Origin of the sequence: Pseudomonas sp. B21-047 (assembly GCF_024748775.1) — a bacterium.
GTDB lineage: Bacteria > Pseudomonadota > Gammaproteobacteria > Pseudomonadales > Pseudomonadaceae > Aquipseudomonas > Aquipseudomonas capeferrum.
In genome coordinates this window covers 1,217,205-1,233,615 of sequence record NZ_CP087169.1, presented here as the reverse complement: position 1 = coordinate 1,233,615, position 16,411 = coordinate 1,217,205, and the positions used below count along the sequence as shown (strand labels likewise).

13 protein-coding genes are annotated in these 16,411 nt (G+C 64.1%); 9 read left to right on the top strand and 4 right to left on the bottom strand.

Annotation, left to right across the window (positions count from 1 at the left end):
• The first annotated feature begins 77 nt into the window (after nucleotides 1–77).
• Nucleotides 78–1,283 carry a cysteine desulfurase gene (locus LOY26_RS05650; RefSeq protein WP_186654462.1) on the top strand — a complete coding sequence of 402 codons (1,206 nt, stop codon included), beginning with the start codon at nucleotides 78–80 and terminating at the stop codon, nucleotides 1,281–1,283.
• Nucleotides 1,280–1,690 (top strand): SufE family protein, encoded by a 411-nt coding sequence (locus LOY26_RS05645; RefSeq protein ID WP_186662970.1) that lies wholly within the window; start codon nucleotides 1,280–1,282, stop codon nucleotides 1,688–1,690. Before LOY26_RS05650 ends, LOY26_RS05645 begins: the two co-directional genes overlap by 4 nt.
• Nucleotides 1,691–1,785: 95 nt before the next feature.
• On the opposite strand, the gene tcdA is transcribed toward LOY26_RS05645, so the two are convergent.
• On the bottom strand, nucleotides 1,786–2,595 hold the full coding sequence (gene tcdA, locus LOY26_RS05640) for a tRNA cyclic N6-threonylcarbamoyladenosine(37) synthase TcdA (RefSeq protein WP_095064085.1): 810 nt from the start codon (nucleotides 2,593–2,595) through the stop codon (nucleotides 1,786–1,788).
• Nucleotides 2,596–2,728: 133 nt separating this feature from the next.
• Between tcdA and LOY26_RS05635 the strand changes: the two genes are divergently transcribed.
• The 4 genes from LOY26_RS05635 to LOY26_RS05620 all read left to right on the top strand — a co-directional run bounded on the left by LOY26_RS05635 (nucleotide 2,729) and on the right by LOY26_RS05620 (nucleotide 7,772).
• Nucleotides 2,729–5,320 carry a glycosyltransferase gene (locus LOY26_RS05635; protein WP_033700895.1) on the top strand — a complete coding sequence of 864 codons (2,592 nt, stop codon included), beginning with the start codon at nucleotides 2,729–2,731 and terminating at the stop codon, nucleotides 5,318–5,320.
• A 93-nt stretch (nucleotides 5,321–5,413) separates the two neighbouring features.
• Nucleotides 5,414–6,565, top strand: coding sequence for a succinyl-diaminopimelate desuccinylase (gene dapE, locus LOY26_RS05630; RefSeq protein ID WP_186662969.1), 1,152 nt, complete (start codon nucleotides 5,414–5,416; stop codon nucleotides 6,563–6,565).
• Entirely contained in the window at nucleotides 6,565–7,377 is an 813-nt protein-coding gene (locus tag LOY26_RS05625) for a putative RNA methyltransferase (RefSeq protein ID WP_258714478.1), read from the top strand. Before dapE ends, LOY26_RS05625 begins: the two co-directional genes overlap by 1 nt.
• 17 nt (nucleotides 7,378–7,394) lie before the next feature.
• Nucleotides 7,395–7,772 (top strand): hypothetical protein, encoded by a 378-nt coding sequence (locus tag LOY26_RS05620; protein WP_258714477.1) that lies wholly within the window; start codon nucleotides 7,395–7,397, stop codon nucleotides 7,770–7,772.
• Nucleotides 7,773–7,862: 90 nt separating this feature from the next.
• On the opposite strand, the gene LOY26_RS05615 is transcribed toward LOY26_RS05620, so the two are convergent.
• Entirely contained in the window at nucleotides 7,863–8,072 is a 210-nt protein-coding gene (locus LOY26_RS05615; RefSeq protein WP_027595776.1) for a cold-shock protein, read from the bottom strand.
• Between the two features lie 232 nt (nucleotides 8,073–8,304).
• Between LOY26_RS05615 and plsB the strand changes: the two genes are divergently transcribed.
• The 3 genes from plsB (at nucleotide 8,305) to LOY26_RS05600 (ending at nucleotide 11,989) form a co-directional block, all read left to right on the top strand.
• A complete protein-coding gene (plsB, locus tag LOY26_RS05610) occupies nucleotides 8,305–10,791 on the top strand; it encodes a glycerol-3-phosphate 1-O-acyltransferase PlsB (RefSeq protein ID WP_033700901.1) in 2,487 nt (828 codons plus the stop codon).
• 76 nt (nucleotides 10,792–10,867) lie between these two features.
• The gene (locus LOY26_RS05605; RefSeq protein ID WP_033700902.1) at nucleotides 10,868–11,266 is read left to right on the top strand and encodes a YbaY family lipoprotein; all 399 of its coding nucleotides are present in this window, start codon (nucleotides 10,868–10,870) and stop codon (nucleotides 11,264–11,266) included.
• A 33-nt stretch (nucleotides 11,267–11,299) separates the two neighbouring features.
• Nucleotides 11,300–11,989, top strand: a complete 690-nt coding sequence (locus tag LOY26_RS05600; protein WP_258714476.1) for a DUF4197 domain-containing protein — start codon at nucleotides 11,300–11,302, stop codon at nucleotides 11,987–11,989.
• A 76-nt stretch (nucleotides 11,990–12,065) separates the two neighbouring features.
• Here LOY26_RS05600 and LOY26_RS05595 read toward each other — a convergent pair whose 3' ends face one another.
• Together LOY26_RS05595 and LOY26_RS05590 are read right to left on the bottom strand one after the other, a co-directional pair.
• On the bottom strand, nucleotides 12,066–15,131 hold the full coding sequence (locus LOY26_RS05595) for an efflux RND transporter permease subunit (protein WP_186654428.1): 3,066 nt from the start codon (nucleotides 15,129–15,131) through the stop codon (nucleotides 12,066–12,068).
• A gap of 6 nt (nucleotides 15,132–15,137) precedes the next feature.
• Nucleotides 15,138–16,238 (bottom strand): efflux RND transporter periplasmic adaptor subunit, encoded by a 1,101-nt coding sequence (locus LOY26_RS05590; protein WP_186654426.1) that lies wholly within the window; start codon nucleotides 16,236–16,238, stop codon nucleotides 15,138–15,140.
• Between the last annotated feature and the right edge of the window lie 173 nt (nucleotides 16,239–16,411).

Below are 16,411 nucleotides of genomic sequence, written 5' to 3'. Positions count from 1 at the left end.
AACCTTCCACGGTTTGAAGTGATAAGATCGGGTCTGGCGTAATGCCAGACCCGTTTTTCATTCCAGGCCCCGCGAACATGTTCCAGCCCTCCCCCTGGCGTGCCGATTTCCCCGCCATCGACGCCCTGCAACGGCAGCACCAGACCTACCTGGACAGCGCCGCCACCAGCCAGAAACCGCAAGCCCTGCTCGATGCCCTGAGCCATTACTACGGCCATGGCGCGGCGAACGTGCACCGTGCCCAGCACTTGCCCGGCGCACTGGCGACCCAAGCGTTCGAAACCAGCCGCGACAAGGTTGCCGCCTGGCTCAATGCCGCCGACTCGCAGCAGATCATCTTCACCCACGGCGCCACCTCGGCCTTGAACCTGCTGGCCTACGGCCTGGAACACCGCTTCGAAGCCGGCGACGAAATCGCCGTCAGCGCCCTGGAGCACCATGCCAACCTGCTGCCCTGGCAACAGCTGGCCCGGCGACGCAACCTGCGCCTGGTGATTCTGCCGCTGGACGTGCAGGGCCGTATCGACCTCGACCAGGCACTGCAACTGATCGGGCCACGCACGCGGGTACTGGCGGTCAGCCAGCTGTCCAACGTGCTCGGCACCTGGCAACCGCTGCCAGCCTTGCTGGCCCACGCCCGGGCCCAAGGCGCGCTGACCGTGGTCGATGGCGCCCAAGGCGTGGTGCACGGCCGTCATGATGTGCAGCAGTTGGCCTGCGATTACTACGTGTTTTCCAGCCACAAGCTGTACGGCCCGGAAGGTGTCGGCGTGCTCTACGGCCGCAGCCAGGCGCTGGCGTTGCTGCGTCACTGGCAATTTGGCGGTGAAATGGTGCAACTGGCCGAGTACCAGAGTGCCAGCTTCCGCCCCGCGCCACTGGGGTTTGAAGCCGGAACCCCGCCCATCGCAGGTGTTATCGGCCTGGGCGCGACACTCGATTACCTGGCCAGCCTCGATGCCCATGCGGTCGAACGGCATGAGTCCAGCTTGCACCAGCACTTGCTGCGTGGCCTGGCCGACCGCGATGGCATCCGGGTGCTCGGTGCACCGCAGACGGCGTTGGCCAGCTTCGTCATCGAGGGGGTGCATAACGCAGACATCGCCCACCTGCTGACCGAACAAGGCATCGCCGTACGTGCCGGCCATCATTGCGCTATGCCGCTGCTCAAGGGGCTGGGGCTGGAGGGGGCGATTCGAGTGTCGCTGGGGCTGTATAACGACAGCGATGACCTGCAGCGCTTCTTCGAGGCGCTGGATCAAGGGCTGGAGTTGTTGCGATGAATGTGCCGACACCTGCCCGCGAAGCACTGGAACAGTTTGAACAGGCCCGTGGCTGGGAACAACGTGCACGGCTGCTGATGCAGTGGGGTGATCGGCTTGAGCCGCTGAGCGATGCGGACAAATGCGAGCGCAACCGCGTGCATGGCTGTGAAAGCCTGGTGTGGCTGGTGGCTGAGCAGCATGACGGCCAGTGGCAGTTCAAGGCCAGCAGCGATGCACGGTTGTTGCGCGGGCTGCTGGCGTTGCTGCTGGTGCGGGTGCAGGGCTTGGCCAGCAGCGAGCTGGCTGACCTGGATCTGCGGGCCTGGTTCAACCAGCTAGGGCTAGAACGGCAGCTGTCACCCTCGCGCAGCAATGGGCTACATGCGGTGTTGCAGCGCATGGCCGAGCTGGTTTCTGTCAGTTGAATCGGCGTCGGATGCTTCGCGGGGCAAGCCCGCACCCACAAGAACCCGCTCGTCAATGAGTTAACGGGCGAAAAATGCTGCACAGATCGTGCGCCTTACTCGGGCTTGACCCGCTCCGAAGGCCGCCGGGCACCTGCCACCAGCTTTTCCACGGCCTTGCTCGCCGCCACCATGGCAAAGGTCGCAGTCACCATCATCACCGCGCCAAACCCGCCCGAGCAGTCCAGGCGCACGCCTTCACCGACGAAGCTCTTCTGCAGGCAAACGCTGCCATCCCCCTTGGGGTAGCGCAGCTGCTCGCTGGAAAACACACAGGGCACACCGTAGTTGCGGCTGACATTGCGCGAGAAGTTGTAGTCGCGGCGCAAGGTCGAGCGTACCCGCGAGGCCAGCGGGTCGTTGAAGGTCTTGTTGAGGTCTCCGACCTGGATCTGCGTCGGGTCGATCTGCCCACCTGCGCCACCGGTGGTGACAATGGCGATCTTGCGGCGCTTGCACCAGGCGATCAGTGCGGCCTTGGCCATGACACTGTCGATACAGTCGATGACACAGTCGAGCCCTTCGGTGATGTACTCGGCCATGGTTTCGCGGGTCACGAAGTCAGCTACCGCATGCACCGTACACGCCGGGTTGATCGCCCGCAGGCGCTCGGCCATGACTTCGACCTTGGGCCGGCCCACCTGCCCTTCCAGGGCATGGGCCTGGCGGTTGGTATTGCTGACGCAGACATCGTCGAGGTCGAACAGGGTGATTTCGCCCACGCCACTGCGGGCCAATGCTTCGGCCGCCCAAGAGCCGACCCCGCCGATACCGACGACAGCTACATGGGCCAACTTCAGCCGTTGCAGGCCATCGTCGCCGTACAACCGGGCAACGCCGGCGAAGCGTGGATCTTCTGTGCTCATCTTGCTACCCCGAAGCTCATACCCCAAAAAACGGCGCGCATTATATGCCAATGGCGCCCGTAGCCTCCATCGTTAGGAAAGTGCCTACCAATCCTGCTTTAATATTCACTCAATTCGACAGACTTGGACGACAATGTCATCACGCAAATTCGGCCTCAACCTGGTCGTGGTCCTGGCCATCGCTGCGCTATTTACCGGGTTCTGGGCGCTGATCAACCGCCCGGTGTCCGCGCCTGCCTGGCCGGAACAGATCTCCGGCTTCTCGTATTCGCCGTTCCGTCTGGGCGAAAGCCCGCAAAAGGGCCAATACCCCAACGACGACGAGATGCGCCAGGACCTGGAGCAGATGAGCAAGCTGACCGACAGCATCCGCATCTATACCGTAGAGGGCACCCAGGCCGATATCCCGCGCCTGGCCGAAGAATTCGGCCTGCGGGTGACCTTGGGTATCTGGATCAGCCCGGACCTTGAGCGCAACGAGCGCGAAATCGCCAGCGCCATTGAACTGGCCAACACCTCGCGCAGTGTGGTGCGGGTAGTGGTGGGCAACGAGGCGCTGTTCCGCGAAGAAGTCACCCCACAAGCCTTGATCCAATACCTGGACCGGGTACGCGCGGCGGTCAAGGTGCCGGTCACCACCAGTGAGCAATGGCACATCTGGAAGGAAAACCCGGAGCTGGCCAAGCACGTCGACCTGATCGCCGCGCACATCCTGCCTTACTGGGAATTCGTGCCGATGAAGGACTCGGTGGAATTCGTGCTCGACCGCGCCCGCGAGCTCAAGCAGCAGTTCCCACGCAAGCCACTGCTGCTGTCGGAAGTCGGCTGGCCAAGCAACGGCCGTATGCGCGGCGGTGCCGATGCCACCCAGGCCGACCAGGCCATCTACCTGCGCACCTTGGTCAACACCCTCAACCGCCGTGGCTACAACTACTTTGTCATCGAGGCCTACGACCAGCCCTGGAAAGCCAGTGACGAAGGCTCGGTAGGCGCCTACTGGGGCGTGTTCAACGCCGAACGCCAGCAGAAGTTCAACTTCGATGGCCCCGTGGTCGCCATCCCGCAGTGGCGGGCCCTGGCCGTGGCGTCTGTGGTACTGGCGATGATTGCCCTGGCCGTGCTGCTGATCGACGGTTCGGCCTTGCGCCAGCGTGGCCGCACCTTCCTGACCTTCATCACCTTCCTGTGTGGGTCGGTGCTGGTGTGGATCGCCTACGACTACAGCCAGCAATACAGCACCTGGTTCAGCCTGACCGTCGGCGTGCTGCTGGCGCTGGGGGCCTTGGGCGTGTTCATCGTGCTGATGACCGAGGCCCACGAACTGGCGGAGGCGGTATGGATTCACAAGCGACGGCGCGAGTTCCTGCCGGTGCAGGCCGACAGCGCCTACCGGCCCAAGGTGTCGGTGCATGTACCGTGCTACAACGAGCCGCCCGAGATGGTCAAGCAGACCCTCGATGCCCTGGCCGCGCTGGATTACCCCGACTATGAAGTGCTGGTGATCGACAACAACACCAAGGACCCGGCCGTGTGGGAGCCGCTCAAGGCGCACTGCGAGAAGCTTGGCGAGCGCTTCAAGTTCTTCCACGTCGCGCCGTTGGCCGGCTTCAAGGGCGGCGCACTCAACTACCTGCTCCCGCACACCGCCAAGGACGCCGAAGTGATCGCGGTGATCGACTCGGACTACTGCGTCGACCGCAACTGGCTCAAGCACATGGTGCCGCATTTCGCCGACCCGAAGATCGCCGTGGTGCAGTCGCCACAGGACTATCGCGACCAGCACGAAAGCGCCTTCAAGAAGCTGTGCTACAGCGAATACAAGGGCTTTTTCCACATCGGCATGGTGACCCGCAACGACCGTGACGCGATCATCCAGCACGGCACCATGACCATGACCCGCCGCACAGTCCTGGAAGAACTCGGCTGGGCCGAATGGTGCATCTGCGAGGATGCCGAACTGGGCCTGCGGGTATTCGAGAAAGGCCTGTCGGCCGCCTACGCCCACAACAGCTACGGCAAGGGCCTGATGCCCGACACCTTCATCGACTTCAAGAAGCAGCGCTTCCGCTGGGCCTATGGCGCCATCCAGATCATCAAGCACCATGCCGGCGCCCTGCTGCGCGGCAAGGGCAGCGAGCTGACCCGTGGCCAGCGCTACCACTTCCTGGCCGGCTGGCTGCCGTGGGTGGCCGACGGCATGAACATCTTCTTCACCGTCGGCGCATTGCTGTGGTCGGCGGCGATGATCATCGTCCCGCACCGGGTCGACCCGCCGCTGATGATTTTCGCCATCCCGCCCCTGGCGCTGTTCTTCTTCAAGGTCGGCAAGATCATCTTCCTGTACCGCCGGGCGGTCGGGGTCAACCTCAAGGATGCCTTCGCCGCGGCGCTGGCGGGGCTGGCGTTGTCGCACACCATCGCCAAGGCGGTGTTGTACGGGTTCTTCACCAGCAGCATGCCGTTCTTCCGCACGCCGAAGAACGCCGACAGCCACGGGGTGTTGGTGGCCCTCTCCGAAGCGCGTGAAGAGCTGTTCATCATGTTGCTGCTTTGGGGCGCGGCACTGGGCATCTTCCTGGTGCAAGGGCTGCCAAGCTCGGACATGCGCTTCTGGGTGGCGATGTTACTGGTGCAGTCGTTGCCGTATCTGGCGGCGTTGGTGATGGCGTTGCTGTCTTCGCTGCCAAAGCCTGCGGACAAGGTTGCGCAGCCACAGCAGGCCTGAAAATCCGGGGGCGCTTTGCGCCCCATCGGCCCGCTTGTTTGATATAAGATAACGCCCCTCGTTTTTCCGCCTTGCCTTGCCCCGGAGTTCCCCATGACGGCCCCTGCCGAGCTCTCGCCTACCCTTCAACTGGCCTGCGACCTGATCCGTCGCCCCTCGGTCACCCCCGTCGATGCCGACTGCCAGGCACAAATGATGAGTCGCCTGGGCGCCGTGGGCTTCACCCTCGAACCCATGCGCATCGAGGACGTCGACAACTTCTGGGCCACCCATGGCAACCAGGAAGGCCCGGTGCTGTGCTTCGCCGGCCACACCGACGTGGTGCCGACCGGCCCGGTGCAGCAGTGGCAGCATGAGCCGTTCGAAGCGCTGATCGACGCCGACGGCATGCTCTGCGGCCGTGGCGCCGCCGACATGAAAGGCAGCCTGGCCTCTATGGTGGTGGCCAGCGAGCGTTTCGTGCGTGACTACCCGGGCCACCGCGGCAAGGTCGCCTTCCTGATCACCAGCGACGAAGAAGGCCCGGCCCACCACGGCACCAAGGCCGTGGTCGAGCGCCTGAAAGCGCGCAACGAGCGCCTGGACTGGTGCATCGTCGGCGAGCCTTCGAGCACCAACCTGCTCGGCGACGTGGTCAAGAACGGCCGCCGCGGCTCGCTGGGCGCGAAGCTGACCGTACGTGGCAAGCAAGGCCATGTGGCCTACCCGCACCTGGCGCGCAACCCGATTCACCTCGCCGCCCCCGCCCTGGCAGAACTGGCGGCCGAACACTGGGACGAAGGCAACGCCTTCTTCCCGCCGACCAGCTTCCAGATCTCCAACCTCAACTCCGGCACTGGCGCCACCAATGTGGTACCCGGCGAACTGACCGCGCTGTTCAACTTCCGCTTCTCCACCGAGTCGACCGTCGAAGGCCTGCAACAGCGGGTAGCGGCGATCCTCGACAAGCATCAGCTTGAGTGGAGCGTCGAGTGGGCGCTGTCTGGCCTGCCGTTCCTCACCGAACCGGGCGAGTTGCTCGATGCCGTGTCGGCCAGCATCAAGGCCGTCACCGACCGTGATACCCACCCCTCCACCAGTGGCGGCACCTCGGACGGCCGCTTCATCGCCACCATGGGCACCCAGGTGGTCGAACTCGGCCCGGTCAACGCCACCATTCACCAGGTCGATGAGCGGATCCTGGCCAGCGACCTCGACTTGCTGACCGAGATCTACTACCAGACCCTGGTCCGGTTGCTCGCCTGATGCTCGCCTGCCCCCTCTGCCAGGCAGCCCTGACACCGCTCGACAACGGCGTGGTGTGCCCTGCGGGCCACCGCTTCGACCGTGCGCGCCAGGGTTACCTGAACCTGCTGCCGGTGCAGCACAAGAACAGCCGTGACCCCGGTGACAACCAGGCCATGGTCGAAGCCCGTCGCGACTTCCTCGACGCCGGCCACTATGCCCCGGTGGCCAGCCGCCTGGCCGAGCTGGCCGCCGAGCGCCGGCCCGGTGCCTGGCTGGACATCGGTTGCGGTGAAGGCTATTACACCGCGCAGCTCGCCAACGCCCTGCCCGATGCCGACGGCTATGCCCTGGACATCTCGCGCGAGGCGGTCAAGCGCGCCTGCCGGCGTGATCCAGCGATTACCTGGATGGTCGCCAGCATGGCCCGCGTGCCCCTGGCAGATGCCAGCTGCCAGTTCATCGCCAGCGTGTTCAGCCCGCTGGACTGGGCCGAAGCCAAACGCCTGCTCAGCCCCGGTGGCGGCTTGATGCGGGTCGGCCCGACCAGCGGCCACCTGATGGAGCTGCGCGAAGTGCTCTACGATGAAGTGCGTCCGTATGCCGATGACAAGCACCTGGCCCTGGTGCCGGAGGGCATGGCTCACGCGCACAGCGAAACCCTCGAGTTCCGCCTGAGCCTCGCGGCGCCCAAGGCACGCGCCGACCTGCTGGCCATGACCCCGCACGGCTGGCGCGCCAGCGCCGAAAAACGGGCACAGGTGATCGACCAGCCCGAGCCGTTCGAGGTCACGGTTTCCATGCGTTATGACTATTTCGTGCGCCAAGACTGAGCACACCCGGAGCCCTTATGCGCCAACCTGATATCGAGATTTACCTGAAGGACGCCGACGTCGACCACAAGCAGATTGCCGACTGGCTGGCCCAGGCCGTGGGCCCGTGCAGCGAGTGGCAGCAGAAAGGCCAGACCTTCAAGTGCAAGGCCGGTAACATTCCAGTCACCTGGTTACCCAAGGCTGTGGGGAAATGGAACAGCCTCTACCTGGAAAGCGAGCAGACCCCGTGGGCTGATGACATCGCCTGCGCCCGCGCGGCGCACGCCGCACTCGGCGTCGAAGTCCGCTGCGCACCGGGTGGCTGGGTCGAGGAAGACGGTGAAGAAGATGCCGATCGCTGGGTCCGCATCAGCGCCGACGGTGAAGAGGAAATCACCTGGCGCACTTCTTGAGCTGCAAGCTTTAAGCTGCAAGCGCCAAGACGAATCGCATCAGGCTGCAAGTACACGGTCACTTGCAGCTTGAGGCTTACAGCTTGAGGCTCAGAGCCCTACTACGTCCTCGGCTTGCAGGCCTTTCTGGCCCTGCACGCAGGCGTACTCGACCTGCTGCCCTTCGACCAGGGTACGATGCCCCTCACCGCGGATCGCGCGATAGTGGACGAACACATCCGCACCACCTTCGCGTTGAATGAAGCCATAGCCCTTGGCATCGTTGAACCACTTTACATTCCCAGTCTCACGAGACGACATCTGAACTACTCCGGATTTTTATTGTGAAGATCGCCTTGTAGGCACGCAGTCATCACCACGTGCCGACGCCGCTTGCCGAAATATCCTGCAAGTGGCAGGCCGAGTATATGACACAGATTAAAAAAAATTGATGACGCCTCCACTTTTTGCCGATTTTTGCTGAACTTACGCACATACGGCAGACTAAATGGCTGGATACTCACCTGAAAATCATTCCCAGGGCACACACCCCATGACCCGTTCCCCCCTGCGCCGCCTGATCTTCGGCGCCCTGCGTCGCCTGTTGTACCTGTGGGTGCGCTCCGAGACCATCAACCAGTCGTCGCTGACGCTCAAGCTCGACCGCAGCCGCCCGGTGTTCTATGCCCTGCCTTCGCCCTCACTGACTGACCTGGCAGTCCTCGACCGCGAATGCACCAAAGCGGGGCTGCCACGCCCGGTGCTACCGGTGGCCGTGGGCACATTGCAGGAACCGGCGGCGTTCTTCTACCTGACACCCGACCCCGACTGGCTGGGCCGCCAGGACAAGAGCGGCGCCCCGCCCACCCTCGAACGCCTGGTCGCAGCGGTAAGCCAGCATGCCGAGGAAGATGCGCAGATCATCCCGGTGAGCGTGTTCTGGGGCCAAACCCCCGCCAGTGAGTCCAGCCCATGGAAGCTGCTGTTCGCCGACAGCTGGGCGGTCACCGGGCGCCTGCGCCGGCTGCTGACCGTGCTGATACTGGGGCGCAAGACCCGCGTGCAGTTCTCTGCCCCGATCCACCTGCGCGAACTGGTGCAGCACAACAAAGGCCATGAACGCACCGTGCGCATGGCCCAGCGCCTGATGCGCGTGCACTTTCGCAACCTCAAGACGGCAGTCATCGGCCCGGACATCTCGCACCGACGCAACCTGGTCAAAGGCCTGGTCCATGCCCCGCAGGTGCGCCAGGCCATCAGCGATGAGGCCGAGCGTGAGGGCATCCCGCTGGCCAAGGCCGAAGCCCAGGCACTGCGCTATGGCAACGAGATCGCCTCGGACTACACCTACACCGCGATCCGCTTCCTTGAAGTGGTACTGAGCTGGTTCTGGAACAAGATCTACGACGGCATCAAGGTCAACCACATCGAGCAGGTGCAGGGCATCGCCCCTGGCCACGAAGTCGTCTACGTGCCCTGCCACCGCAGCCACATCGACTACCTGCTGCTGTCCTACCTGCTGTTCAAAAACGGCCTCACCCCACCGCACGTGGCGGCCGGCATCAACCTCAACATGCCGGTGGTCGGTAGCCTGCTGCGCCGTGGCGGGGCCTTTTTCATGCGCCGTACCTTCAAGGGCAACCCGCTTTATACCGCTGTGTTCAACGAGTACCTGCACACGCTGTTCAGCAAGGGCTTCCCGGTGGAGTACTTCGTCGAAGGCGGCCGTTCGCGCACCGGGCGCATGCTGCAGCCGCGCACCGGCATGCTGGCGATCACCCTGCGCAGCTTCCTGCGCTCTTCGCGCACGCCGATCGTCTTCGTGCCGGTGTACATCGGCTACGAGCGCGTGCTCGAAGGCCGCACCTACCTGGGCGAGTTGCGCGGCGCCAGCAAGAAGAAGGAATCGATCTTCGACATCTTCAAGGTGTTCAGCGCGCTCAAGCAGCGTTTTGGCCAGGTCTATGTCAACTTTGGCGAGCCGATCCGTTTGGCCGGCTTTCTCGATGCACAGCAACCCGGCTGGCGCGAGCAGGAGCATGGCCCGCAGTTCCGCCCAGCCTGGTTGAATGAAACCACCACACGCCTGGGTGAAACCGTAGCCCGCCACCTCAATGGGGCTGCGGCGATCAACCCGGTCAACCTGGTGGCCCTGGCGCTTCTGTCCACCAGCCGTCACGCCCTCGACGAACGCGCCCTGTGCCGCGTGCTCGACCTGTACCTGGCGCTGTTGCGCCAAGTACCGTATTCGCCCCACACCACCTTGCCCGAGGGCGACGGCATGGCGCTGATCGAGCACGTGAAGGGCATGAAGCTGCTGGCTGAGCAGAAGGACGCCTTGGGCCGCATCCTGTACCTGGATGAAGCCGATGCGGTGCTGATGACCTATTACCGCAACAACGTCCTGCATATCTTCGCCCTGCCGGCGCTGCTGGCGAGCTTCTTCCTCAGCAGCTCGCGGATGAGCCGTGAACTGCTTGGCCAGTATGTCAAAGCGCTGTACCCATACCTGCAGGCCGAGCTGTTCCTGCGCTGGGCACCCGAGCAACTGGACGAGGTGATCGACCAATGGCTGGCGGCGCTGGTCGCGCAAGGGCTGCTGCGCCAGGAAAACGATGTATACCTGCGCCCGGCCCCCAGCTCGCGCCCGTTCGTGTTGCTGACCTTGCTGGCCCGCAACATCACCCAGACCCTGCAGCGCTTCTACATGGCCACCTCGCTGCTGCTCAACAGCGGCCAACACAGCCTGAGCGCCGAAGCACTGGAAGACCTCTGCGTGATGATGGCCCAGCGCCTGTCGATCCTGCATGGCCTGAATGCCCCGGAGTTCTTCGACAAGAGCCTGTTCCGCCACTTCATCCAGACGTTGATCGAGCAAGGGGTGCTGCAAGCGGACGCGCAAGGCAAGCTGGGCTATCACGACAAGCTCGCCGAGCTGGCCGAAGGGGTCGCCAAGCGTGTGCTCTCGGCAGAGCTGCGGCTGTCGATCCGCCAGGTAGCCTTGCATCGCGACGATGCCCTGGAAACTTCGGCCCTCTAAGGCTTCATCTACCGCGCAAATCCGTTAAAGTCCTTGGCGTTGGCCACAAGCCAACGCCACGGACAACGGAGATTCCATGAAAAAGCTCGTAATGCTGTGTTGTGCATCCCTGCTCGCAGCCTGCTCCAGCCACACCCCGTCGCCCCAGGCGAGCCTTGAGGGTGAAGTCTTCTACCTGCAGCGCATCGCCCTGCCACCCACCGCCACCCTCAGCGTGGAGCTGCAGGATGTGTCGCTGATGGACGCCCCTGCCGTCACCCTGGCGCGCCAGGCCGGCCCGGTCAAAGGCAACGTGCCACTGCCGTTCCACCTCACCTACGACCCGGCCCAGGTCAAGCCTGGCCACCGCTATGCGGTGAGTGCCCGTATCGAACTGGACGGCAAGCTGCTGTTCATCAACACCGAGCATCACGGCGTCACGCTGGATGGCAGCGACGTGCAGCCAGTACGGGTCAAAGTCGACCCCGTGCGCTGATACCCGCCTATTTCTGTTCAAAAGGAAAGCTTCATGATTCGCTCCTCCCTGCGTTTCACCGCCCTGTGCGCCGGCCTGTTGCTGTCGGCCAGCGCGCTGGCCCTGTCGCTTGGCGACCTGACCCAGAAGGACGCCAGCGGTGGCCTGAAAGACGCCCTGACCCAGGGCGCGCAGATTGCCGTCAAGCAGCTGAGTGCCCCCGGCGGCTTCAGCAACAACCCGGACGTGCGCATCGAGTTGCCGGGCAACCTCGGCAAGGCCGCCAAGGCCATGAAGATGTTCGGCAAGGGTGACCAGGTTACAGCCCTGGAAGACAGCATGAACAAGGCCGCAGAGGCGGCGGTACCGCAAGCCCAGGCAATCCTGGTGGATGCGGTGACGAACATGAGCGTGACCGATGCCAAGGGCATCCTCAGCGGTGGCGACGACTCTGCCACCCAGTACCTGAACAAGAGCAGCCGCGAGCAGATCCGCGCCAAGTTCCTGCCGATCGTCAAGGCAGCGACCGACAAGGTTGGCGTGGTTCAGCAATACAACAACTTTGCCGGTCAAGCTTCAGCCCTGGGGCTGGGCAGTGCCAAGAGCGCCAATGTCGAGAGCTACGTGACCGAAAAGGCCCTGGATGGCCTGTTTGAAATGATCGCCAAGCAGGAGCAGAGCATTCGCCAGAACCCGGCCGAGGCCGCTACCAGCCTGGCCAAAAAGGTATTTGGCGCACTGTGATGCCAAGACGACAAGGCCGCTCCTGCGCAGGAGCGGCCTTGTGTCGCGAAAGGAGGGCAAAGCCCTCCCAGCGGCCTCAGCCCTTCCGGACCCTGAACCACGCCGCATACAACGCCGGCAAGAACAGCAACGTCAACGCCGTCGCAACGATCAACCCGCCCATGATCGCCACCGCCATCGGCCCATAGAACACGCTACGCGACAACGGGATCATCGCCAGCACCGCCGCCAGTGCCGTCAGCACGATCGGCCGGAAGCGCCGTACCGTAGCCTCGATGATCGCCTGCCAACGCTCCATCCCCGAGGCGATGTCCTGTTCGATCTGATCCACCAGGATCACCGAGTTGCGCATGATCATCCCGGCCAGGGCAATGGTGCCGAGCATGGCCACGAAGCCGAACGGCTGGCGGAACACCAGCAGGAACAAGGTCACGCCAATCAGCCCCAGGGGCGCGGTAAGGAACACCATCACCGTGCGCGAGAAACTGCGCAACTGGATCATCAACAGGCTCAACACCACCACGATGAACAGCGGCATACCGGCATTCACCGATTTCTGCCCGCGCTCGGAATCTTCCACGGTACCGCCCACCTCGAGCAGGTAGCCATCCGGCAGTTTGGCCTTGACGTCGCTTAACGTCGGCTCGATCTGTCGCACCAGGGTCGCCGGCTGCTCCTTATCGTAGATGTCGGCACGCACGGTCACCGTTGGCAGGCGGTTGCGGTGCCAGATGATGCCTTCTTCGAAGCCGTACTCCAGGGTCGCTACCTGCGACAGCGCCACGCTCTGGCCGTTGTCGGTGGGCAGCGCCAGGCTGCCCAGGTTAGCCAGGTCGCCACGCTCTTTCTGCGTGCCGCGCAGCAGGATCTCGATCAGTTCGTTGTCCTCGCGGTACTGGCTGACCGTGGTGCCGGTCAGCGAGCTGCGCAAGAAGCTCGACAGGTGCGCGGTGCTCACGCCAAGGGCGCGGGCGCGGTCCTGATCGATGGCCAGGAACACCGCCTTGCTTGGCTCCTCCCAGTCCAGGTGCACGTTTACCACGTGCGGGTTCTCGCGCACCTTGTCGGCCACTTCGCGGGCCAGGGCGCGCACCTTCTCGATATGCTCGCCGGTCACCCGGAACTGCACCGGGTAACCCACGGGTGGGCCGTTTTCCAGGCGCGTGACGCGGGCGCGCAAGTCGGGGAACTGCTGGTCGACGGTATCGATCAGCCAACTGCGCAGCCGTTCGCGCTCTTCCATCGATTTGGCCAGCACGACGAACTGGGCAAAGCTGGCAGCCGGCAGCTGCTGGTCCAGCGGCAGGTAAAAGCGCGGCGACCCGGTGCCCACATAGGCCACATAGTTGTCGATGCCGTCCTGCTGCTTGAGCAGCACCTCCAGTTGTTTGACCCGCTCGGCGGTATTGGCCAGCGACGCGCCCTCGGCCAGCTTCAGGTCGACCATCAGCTCTGGGCGCCCGGACGCCGGAAAGAACTGCTGCGGCACGAAGCGGAACAGCAGGATGCTGCCGACGAACGCTGCGAGGGTCAGCAGAATGACGGTCTTGCGACGCCGCACGCACCACTCGACCACACGCCGTACGCGCTGATAGAACGGCGTGGCGTAAGGGTCCGGCGCATGCCCATCGCTGCCATGACGGGCAGCATGCAGCTTGGCCAGGTCCGGCAGCAGGCGTTCGCCCAGATAAGGGACAAACACCACCGCCGCAACCCAGGAGGTCAGCAGCGCGATGGTCACGACCTGGAAGATCGAACGGGTGTACTCGCCCGTGCTCGACGCCGCCGTGGCAATCGGCAAGAAGCCGGCAGCGGTAATCAAGGTACCGGTCAGCATGGGGAAGGCCGTGCTCGTCCAGGCATAGCTGGCCGCCTTGAACCGGTCGTAGCCCTGCTCCATCTTGATCGCCATCATCTCCACGGCAATGATCGCGTCGTCCACCAGCAAGCCCAGCGCCAACACCAGCGCACCGAGCGAAATCTTGTGCAAGCCGATGCCGAAGTAGTGCATGGCGGCAAAGGTCATGGCCAGTACCAACGGAATGGCCAATGCCACCACCAGCCCGGTGCGCAAGCCCAAAGAGAAGAAGCTCACCAGCAGGACGATGACCAGCGCCTCGACCAGTACCTGGACGAACTCACCGACGCCGGCCTTGACTGCAGCCGGCTGGTCAGAGACCTTGCGCAGCTCCATACCGGCCGGCAGGTTGCGCGCCAGGCGCTCGAACTCACCCTCCAGGGCTTTGCCCAGCACCAGGATGTCGCCGCCGTCCTTCATCGACACGGCCAGGCCGATGGCGTCTTCACCCATGAAGCGCATGCGCGGCGCGGGTGGGTCGTTGAAGCCGCGGTGCACCTCGGCTACGTCACCAATGCGGAAGGTGCGATCGCCCACCCGAATCGGGAACTGACGAATCTGCTCGACACTGTCGAAGCGGCCGCTGACCCGCAGTTGCAGGCGCTCGCTGGGCGTCTCGAAGAAGCCCGCCGTGCTGACCGCGTTCTGCTCCTGGAGGGCCTGCTGGACGGCTTCCAGTGGCACGCCGAGGGTCGCCAGCTTGAGGTTGGACAGCTCGATCCAGACCTTCTCGTCCTGCAGCCCGACCAACTCGACCTTGCCCACATCCTTGACCCGCTGCAGCTGGATCTGGATGCGGTCGGCGTAGTCCTTGAGCACCGCATAGTCGAAGCCCGTGCCGGTCAGCGCGTAAATATTGCCGAACGTGGTGCCGAATTCGTCATTGAAGAACGGGCCCTGGATTTCCGGCGGCAAGGTGTGGCGGATGTCCGCGACTTTCTTGCGGATCTGGTACCACAGCTCCGGGATATCCTTGGAATGCAGCGAGTCGCGGGCCATGAAGGTCACCTGCGACTCGCCCGGTCGGGAGAACGAGACGATCTTCTCGTACTCGCCGGTCTCCATCAGCTTCTTCTCGATGCGCTCGGTGACCTGGCGCGACACTTCCTCGGCGGTGGCGCCGGGCCACACGGTGCGCACGACCATGGCCTTGAAGGTGAACGGCGGGTCCTCGCTCTGGCCCAGCTTGGTGTAGGACATGGCGCCAATGGCAGCCAGCAGGATCATCAGGAACAGTACGATCTGGCGATTGCGCAGCGCCCAGGCGGAAAGGTTGAAACCCATCGGGACTTACTCCTTGGCCGTCAGGTTCACTACACGGTTGGTGCGATCCACGGGGCGCACCTCCTGCCCCTCGCGCAGCACATGGCCCCCGGCGGCGACCACCCAGTCGCCCGGTTTCAAGCCTTCGAGCACCGGTACACTGTCAGAGCCATACGGCCCCAGGCGCACCACCGTGCGCTCCAGGCGGCGGTCCTGGCCGACCCGCCAGACATAGGCCTGGCCGTTTTCTGCAGTGACCGCCGACAACGGCACTGCCAGTGGGATCAGCCCTTCATGGGCGATGAAAACACGTGCGCTCTGGCCCAGCTCGGCGGGCGCCTTGGCCGAGGTGAAGGCGATGCGTGCGGCGAAGGTTCGCGAACGTGGGTCGGCTGCCGGCGAGAGTTCACGGATACGCCCGTCGAAGCGCTCGCCTGGGTGCGACCACAGCTCCACGCTGACGCCTTGGCCCACGGCAAAACGGGAAAATTGCTGCTCCGGCAGGCCGATGACCACCTCACGCTCGCCGTCTGCGGCCAAGGTGAACACGGTCTGCCCGGCCGCGACCACCTGGCCGACTTCGACCTGGCGCTTGGCGATGACACCGGCCTGCGGCGCACGCAGCACTGCGTACTCGGCCTGGTTGCCGGCCACATCGAACTCGGCCTTGGCTTGTTTCAGGCGGGCCATGCCAGCGCGGTACAGGTTTTCGGCATTGTCGTACTGGGAGTGGCTGACCATCTGCCGATCCAGCAGCTTCTGGTAGCGGTCACGCTCGGCGCGCACCAGCGACAGGTTGGCCTCGGCGGCGGCCAGCTGGGCACGATTGGCTTCCAGTTGCAGGCGCACATCCTGTGGGTCCAGCTCGGCCAGCGGCTGCTCGGCCTTGACCCGCTGGCCCTCTTCGACCAGGCGTTTGCTGACTTTGCCGGTAATGCGGAAGGCCAGCTCCGGTTCGAAGCGCGCGCGCACTTCGCCGGGGTAGCTGTCGGCAGCTGCTTCGGCCGGCTGTGGTTGAATCACCAGTGCCGGGCGCGGCGCGGCAGGTGGCGCGGCTTCCTGGCCGCACGCCGCAAGGAGCAGCGCGACGGCAGTGGGCAGAGCGATGGACAAGGCATGGCGCAACATGATGAATCCTTTCGCGAAGAGCACATCGAATATTTATACTGACGGGTATATTAAATCAGGGAATCGGCGCCGGGAAGGGTGTCTGTGGTGGTTTTTGCAAGGTGGGGCTTGAGGCCTCTGGCGCCTGTGAGATCGAGCGCCGCGCGGGCGGCGCTCGATCTCAAAAGCGCTAT

What these genes read in the sequence shown, in the direction of transcription:
- LOY26_RS05650 (WP_186654462.1), top strand. Translation starts at nt 78, where the DNA reads ATGTTCCAGCCCTCCCCCTGGCGTGCCGATTTCCCCGCCATCGACGCC.
- LOY26_RS05645 (WP_186662970.1), top strand. Translation starts at nt 1,280, where the DNA reads ATGAATGTGCCGACACCTGCCCGCGAAGCACTGGAACAGTTTGAACAG.
- tcdA (WP_095064085.1), bottom strand. Translation starts at nt 2,595, where the DNA reads ATGAGCACAGAAGATCCACGCTTCGCCGGCGTTGCCCGGTTGTACGGC.
- LOY26_RS05635 (WP_033700895.1), top strand. Translation starts at nt 2,729, where the DNA reads ATGTCATCACGCAAATTCGGCCTCAACCTGGTCGTGGTCCTGGCCATC.
- dapE (WP_186662969.1), top strand. Translation starts at nt 5,414, where the DNA reads ATGACGGCCCCTGCCGAGCTCTCGCCTACCCTTCAACTGGCCTGCGAC.
- LOY26_RS05625 (WP_258714478.1), top strand. Translation starts at nt 6,565, where the DNA reads ATGCTCGCCTGCCCCCTCTGCCAGGCAGCCCTGACACCGCTCGACAAC.
- LOY26_RS05620 (WP_258714477.1), top strand. Translation starts at nt 7,395, where the DNA reads ATGCGCCAACCTGATATCGAGATTTACCTGAAGGACGCCGACGTCGAC.
- LOY26_RS05615 (WP_027595776.1), bottom strand. Translation starts at nt 8,072, where the DNA reads ATGTCGTCTCGTGAGACTGGGAATGTAAAGTGGTTCAACGATGCCAAG.
- plsB (WP_033700901.1), top strand. Translation starts at nt 8,305, where the DNA reads ATGACCCGTTCCCCCCTGCGCCGCCTGATCTTCGGCGCCCTGCGTCGC.
- LOY26_RS05605 (WP_033700902.1), top strand. Translation starts at nt 10,868, where the DNA reads ATGAAAAAGCTCGTAATGCTGTGTTGTGCATCCCTGCTCGCAGCCTGC.
- LOY26_RS05600 (WP_258714476.1), top strand. Translation starts at nt 11,300, where the DNA reads ATGATTCGCTCCTCCCTGCGTTTCACCGCCCTGTGCGCCGGCCTGTTG.
- LOY26_RS05595 (WP_186654428.1), bottom strand. Translation starts at nt 15,131, where the DNA reads ATGGGTTTCAACCTTTCCGCCTGGGCGCTGCGCAATCGCCAGATCGTA.
- LOY26_RS05590 (WP_186654426.1), bottom strand. Translation starts at nt 16,238, where the DNA reads ATGTTGCGCCATGCCTTGTCCATCGCTCTGCCCACTGCCGTCGCGCTG.